Origin of the sequence: Neobacillus drentensis (assembly GCF_036965645.1) — a bacterium.
Lineage (GTDB): Bacteria > Bacillota > Bacilli > Bacillales > Cytobacillaceae > Neobacillus > Neobacillus drentensis_D.
In genome coordinates, this window is the sequence record NZ_JBALPZ010000209.1 from 1 (window position 1) to 1,499 (window position 1,499).

Consider the following 1,499-nt stretch of genomic DNA (forward strand, 5'->3'; position numbering starts at 1 on the left):
TCTTCATTGAACTGTGACCCATAAAGTGGACAGTTTAAAAAAGACCTTTTTATGCAGCTAGTAAATGACTCCGGTATTGGGCTGGAGTCATTTTATTTAACCCCCATTGATAACGATCATTGTTATATTCCTCAATATAATTTCCTATCAGTTCCTGTAGTTCCTCAAAACTTTCACATTCTTTATAGTTAACTTCATCTTTTAAATGACCAAAGAAGGATTCCAATGGTGCGTTGTCCCAACAGTTTCCCTTACGGGACATTGACTGGGTTAGTTTCATCTTTTTCACTCGCTTTTGGAACTCTGGGTGCGTGTAGTGAAAGCCTTGGTCTGAGTGAAGAATTGCTTCTGGGTGTACCATACCATTAAGTGAGTCTGAAAGCTTCTTAAGAGTATCATAAACGATATCCATCTTCAGATTCCTGGAAAGATGGTGGGTAACAATTTCCTTTGTAGATGCATCTTTAACACAAGATAAATAAGCTGGCTGTGCTGATCCATAGTATACGTACGTAATATCGGTAAGTAACACTTTCCCTGGTTCACCTTGATCAAATTTTCTATCAAGTAGATTGGATAGGGTTTTATGCTCCTGAGTTGCCTTTGCCATTTTCCTGTAAGGATTGATCTGCCTGATCTTCGCTACCAAGTTGAATTTTCTCATAATCCTTCGAATCTTTTTATGGTTCATTACGACATAGTAATCGTTCTCCAAAATCATCTTGATAACAAGAGCACCTGCTTTTGCCTTCTTTTCCTCAAAGATTTTTTGGATTAACTCATAATCTTTCCAATCATTTTCTTCTCTTGAAATCCTTCGATTTTCAGCCTTTATCCATGCGTAATATCCACTCCTGCTTACTCCAGCCATTTTACAGAGGTATTTTACCATTCTGGTAATTCCACACTTTGTAATAATCTTTTGGATAAGCATAAACTTCTCCGTCTTCGTTACTTTTTCTTCTTCGATCCCTGCCTTTCGAGTGCGTCTAACTTTTTTAAGAATTCTAGCTCGGCTTCTAAATACTTGATCCGTGCCTCAGCCTTCTTTAGGCTTTCCTCAACTGTAAGCTGCTTGGTGGATGGTCTACCAGTACTGCCTTTTCCTCTCCGTTCCGTAAGGAACCCATCTTCTCCGAACTGATTAAAAGTTTTCCTCCACCGCTTTAAGCATTCTTTAGGTTTATCAGAACCAATCATTTGAAGGTCAAACCCATGCTCAATAAAGATTTGTACGGGGCCCTTTCCATTAAAATTCTCTTTTACAGCTCTAATCTTAAAGTCCGATGTAAATGAAATGGAACGTTCTGACACATGGTTCACGTTCGGATTACTCTCTAATAGCTTAATCTGAATCTCATTAAAAATTAATTTACTCATTTTTTAACTTTCCTCCGGTTATATCCTCTAAATGATTATAAACGGGTTTTAATGCAGGAGACATAAAAAAACCCGAATAGGGGACTTTTTTAAGTGTCCATTATTCGGGTTATAGTTCA

Annotated in this window: 1 protein-coding gene; it reads right to left on the reverse strand. The window is 37.7% G+C overall.

Going from position 1 to position 1,499, the window contains the following annotated elements:
- Nucleotides 1-49 precede the first annotated feature (49 nt).
- A protein-coding gene (locus V7266_RS28390; protein WP_335472566.1) for an IS3 family transposase occupies nucleotides 50-1,380 on the reverse strand; the annotation gives its coding sequence in 2 pieces (ribosomal slippage) (nucleotides 50-1,008 and nucleotides 1,008-1,380; 1,332 coding nt in all).
- Between the last annotated feature and the right edge of the window lie 119 nt (nucleotides 1,381-1,499).